Genomic DNA, 817 nt, shown 5'->3' on the forward strand with positions numbered 1-817 from the left:
GGATGATGGCGGCGATAGCGATGCCGGCCTGGAAGTTGCGGGCGAGCTTGTCGTATCGGGTGGCGACGCGGCGCCAGTCCTTGAGGTGGGAGAAGGCACGCTCGATGGTGTTGCGGAGCTTGTAGCAGTCCTGGTCGAAAGCGACTTGGCCCTTGCGGGTTGGGTTTGGCTTGATGACGGCGATGGTGTTCCGCTCGGCCAGCCAGCGGCGGAGGGCGTTGCTGTCATAGGCGGCATCGGCCAGGAGATAGTCTGCCGCAGGCAGCCGCTCGAGCAGGGTGGGCGCGACTTTCACGTCGCCCCGTTGGCCTGGGCTGAGGTCGAAGGCGATCAGCCGCCCGCGCTGGTCGGCGACGGCGTGGATCTTGGTGGTCCGACCGCCCCGGCTGCGGCCGATGGCCTGGGTTTCGGCCCCCCTTGTCCGCCGGCAGCGCAGCGGTGCGCCTTGGTGGTGGTGCTGTCGATGCTTTGCTGCCCGGCGGCATCGAAGACGGTCAGCCGGGCCAGCAGCGCCTGCCAGACGCCGCGCTTGGACCAGCGGTTGAAGCGACTGTAGATCGTCGTGTGCGGGCCATACTCCGCCGGGCAGTCCCGCCAGCGGCAGCCAACCCGCTGGACGTGGATGATGCCGCTGATGACCTCCCGGTTCCGCCGGGGCTTCACCCCCGGGCGGTTGCGCGGCAGGTGCGGCGCGATCGCCGACCATTGCTCATCGCTCAGCCAGAACAGTACCGACATGCGCAAGCCCCTGATGCCCAAGGGGCAGCGAATCACAACCGGCCGGGCCACTCAAAGCGGTAATCGAGTTCCGAGCCTA

1 protein-coding gene is annotated in these 817 nt (G+C 68.2%); it reads right to left on the reverse strand.

Features of this window, described 5'->3' with window-relative positions; genetic code table 11:
• Positions 1-738, reverse strand: a protein-coding gene (locus H7965_RS30165; protein ID WP_186774118.1) for an IS5 family transposase whose coding sequence is annotated in 2 segments (ribosomal slippage) — positions 1-405 and positions 405-738 — 739 coding nt annotated over the 2 segments. Because the reading frame shifts where the segments join, the coding sequence is not laid out codon by codon here. This gene is flagged as partial in the annotation.
• Between the last annotated feature and the right edge of the window lie 79 nt (positions 739-817).

Source organism: Siccirubricoccus deserti (genome assembly GCF_014283215.1).
GTDB classification, from domain to species: Bacteria; Pseudomonadota; Alphaproteobacteria; order Acetobacterales; family Acetobacteraceae; genus Siccirubricoccus; species Siccirubricoccus deserti.